This is a genomic window from Nocardioides sp., assembly GCF_014360585.1.
In the GTDB taxonomy this organism is placed as follows: Bacteria; Actinomycetota; Actinomycetes; order Propionibacteriales; family Nocardioidaceae; genus Nocardioides.
Genome location: NZ_JACIXG010000155.1, coordinates 1 through 2,940, shown reverse-complemented (window position 1 = coordinate 2,940; position 2,940 = coordinate 1). Strand labels below are relative to the sequence as shown.

The window sequence follows — 2,940 nt, the reverse complement described above, 5'->3', positions numbered from 1 at the left end:
CGGCCCCGCCTCGGGGCCGCGCCGCTGCGCGTTCGGATCACGGAGGCGCGCTCCGCTATGACAGAGGGTCCGACCTTGTGAATCGTTCACAAGGTCGGACCCTCTGTCATAGTCGACGATCAGCTCAAGGTCTAGTTCCGACATGTCGGTGACGTCACCGGCTGGCTTCTCGATGGAACCCGCCCTTGACCCAAGTGCGTCGCACACCGCTGCCAGCTCATCGGTGTTCTGTCACACAACCGAGATCTGACGCCGATCTCCAGGGGCGTACGATCGACGCGTGAGTGAGCTGCGCTTCGTCGATGTCGGGACGATCGACTACCTGGACGCCTGGGAGCTGCAGAAGCAGATCCATCAGCGCGTGGTCGACCGGGAAGAGCCCGACACGGTGCTGCTGCTCGAGCACCCGCCGACCTACACCGCCGGGAAGCGTACGAAGCCGGAGGACCGGCCGGCGGATCCCGGTGGCGCGCCGGTGATCGACGTCGACCGAGGCGGTGAGGTGACCTTCCACGGCCCCGGCCAGATCGTCGCCTACCCGATCGTGCGGCTGCCCGAGAAGGTCAAGGTCGTCGACTTCGTACGCCGCCTGGAGCAGGCGATGATCCTGACCTGCGCCGAGTTCGGTGTCACCGTCTACCGGGTCCCGGGCCGCAGCGGCGTGTGGCTGCCCGCGGGTGAGACCCCGGACGGCGTACACCGCCTGGAGCGCAAGGTCGGGGCGATCGGGCTGCGGGTCAGCCAGCACGTGACCATGCACGGCATCGCGCTCAACTGCGACGTCGACCTGGGGTGGTACGAGCGGTTCGTGCCGTGCGGGATCTCCGACGCCGGGGTGACGACGCTCTCGATCGAGGCGGGGCGGCAGATCGGCAACGCCGAGGCGATGCCGGTGCTCCACGAGAAGGTCGCCGAGATGCTCTCCTGGCGCGACTACGAGCCCGGCCCGAGCCTGGACCCACGGCCTGATCCAGCAAAGGCGGACCCGGCCAAGACGCCCAGGGTTCCGCTGCTCTCCCCCAGCGTGTGACCGACCAGTAGCCGCCTGGCTTCGGGGTTCCAACACCTGGCGGCGTACCCTTGTCGGGTGACTCAAGCTCCTGCCCCAGAAGGTCGCAAGCTCCTCCGTCTCGAGGTCCGCAACGCGCAGACTCCGATCGAACGCAAACCCGAGTGGATCAAGACCAAAGCGAAGATGGGGCCCGAGTACAAGGAGCTCACCGCGCTGGTGAAGTCCGAGGGCCTCCACACGGTGTGCCAGGAGGCCGGCTGTCCCAACATCTTCGAGTGCTGGGAGGACCGCGAGGCCACCTTCCTCATCGGTGGCGACCAGTGCACCCGCCGCTGCGACTTCTGCCAGATCGACACCGGCAAGCCGCAGGCGCTCGACCGCGACGAGCCGCGCCGCGTGGCCGAGTCCGTGCAGACCATGGGCCTGAAGTACGCCACGATCACCGGCGTCGCCCGCGACGACCTCGCCGACGGCGGCGCCTGGCTCTACGCCGAGACGGTCAAGCAGATCCACGAGCTCAACCCCGAGACCGGCGTCGAGAACCTCATCCCCGACTTCAACGGCATCCCGGAGCTCCTCACCGAGGTCTTCGAGTCCCGCCCCGAGGTCCTCGCCCACAACGTCGAGACCGTCCCGCGGATCTTCAAGCGGATCCGCCCCGCATTCCGCTACGAGCGCAGCCTCGACGTGATCACCCAGGCCCGCGACTTCGGCCTGGTCACCAAGTCCAACCTGATCCTCGGCATGGGCGAGACCCGCGAAGAGGTCTCCGAGGCGCTGCGTGACCTGCACGGCGCCGGCTGCGAGCTGATCACGATCACGCAGTACCTGCGCCCGAGCGTGCGTCACCACCCGGTCGAGCGCTGGGTCAAGCCCGAGGAGTTCGTCGAGCTCCAGACCGAGGCCGAGGAGATCGGTTTCTCCGGCGTCATGTCCGGTCCGCTCGTTCGTTCGTCCTACCGCGCCGGTCGGCTGTACCGTCAGGCGATCGAAGCACGCAAGTCTACGGTGGTCGAGCTTGTCGAGACCGTCGAGCCTGTCGAGACCAGCGCCTGACGCAGCGTACGAAATTTGAAGACTGAAAGAGGAAGATGTCCCAGACCGATCCGAGCACCATGAGTCGCCGCCAGCAGATGGTGGAGACCTACAAGCTCACCAAGCAGTCAGACCCGAAGATCGGCCTCATCCTCGGCGCGATCTTCGTGGTCGTCGCCGCGGTCGCCGGCGTGATCTTCTGGTTCCTGCCCGGCGAGGGCATCTTCTCCTGGATCTTCACGATCGTCGGTGCCCTCCTGGCCGGCCTCCTGGCCGCCATGGTGGTGTTCTCGCGGCGTGCCCAGAAGGTGATGTACGCCCGGCTCGAGGGCCAGGTCGGCGGCGGGTACGCAGCCCTGACCATGCTCCGCCGTGGCTGGACCGTCACCCAGGCCGTGGGCGTCGAGCCGCGCAGCCAGACGCTGGTCCACCGGGTGGTCGGCCCTCCGGGGGTCGTCCTCGTGGGCGAGGGCAACAGCCCGAGCAAGGTCCGCTCGCTCCTGGCCAGCACCAAGCGCAACCACGCCCGGGTCCTGGGCGAGGTCCCGATCACGACCATCGTCGCCGGCAACGGTGAGGACGAGATCCCGCTCCCGCGGCTGACCAAGCACGTCACCAAGATCGGCCGCAAGGTCGCCGGGCCCGAGATCACCGACATCATCAACCGCCTCAAGGCCGTCGACGCCACCCGCGGCACCGTGCCGATCCCGAAGGGCCCCGTCCCGACCTCGATGAAGGGCATGCGCGGCAACCTGCGCGGGCGCTGATCTCCGAGCCTCGCCCGGCGCTTGCGCCGGGCGAACGCGAGGAGATCGTGCGAGCGTACGGCCGAGCTTGCGAGGCCGTGACCGCGGGTCGAGATCCACGCAGGTCGTCGTAGCGGTAAGGGCCGG

General features: G+C 68.1%; 3 protein-coding genes. All 3 read left to right on the top strand.

Annotation, left to right across the window (positions count from 1 at the left end; translation table 11 throughout):
• The first annotated feature begins 280 nt into the window (after nucleotides 1-280).
• Genes lipB through H5T77_RS25545 form a run of 3 tightly spaced genes read left to right on the top strand, consistent with a single transcriptional unit; the run spans nucleotide 281 to nucleotide 2,814 of the window.
• Nucleotides 281-1,030: a lipoyl(octanoyl) transferase LipB gene (gene lipB / locus H5T77_RS25555; RefSeq protein WP_292653423.1), complete on the top strand. Its 750-nt coding sequence runs from the start codon at nucleotides 281-283 to the stop codon at nucleotides 1,028-1,030.
• 57 nt (nucleotides 1,031-1,087) lie between these two features.
• A complete protein-coding gene (gene lipA / locus H5T77_RS25550) occupies nucleotides 1,088-2,068 on the top strand; it encodes a lipoyl synthase (protein WP_292653422.1) in 981 nt (326 codons plus the stop codon).
• 35 nt (nucleotides 2,069-2,103) lie between these two features.
• Nucleotides 2,104-2,814, top strand: a complete 711-nt coding sequence (locus H5T77_RS25545) for a DUF4191 family protein (protein ID WP_292653421.1) — start codon at nucleotides 2,104-2,106, stop codon at nucleotides 2,812-2,814.
• Nucleotides 2,815-2,940 lie beyond the last annotated feature (126 nt).

Coding starts and splice junctions, on each gene's coding strand:
- H5T77_RS25545 (WP_292653421.1), top strand. CDS start 2,104: ATGTCCCAGACCGATCCGAGCACCATGAGTCGCCGCCAGCAGATGGTG.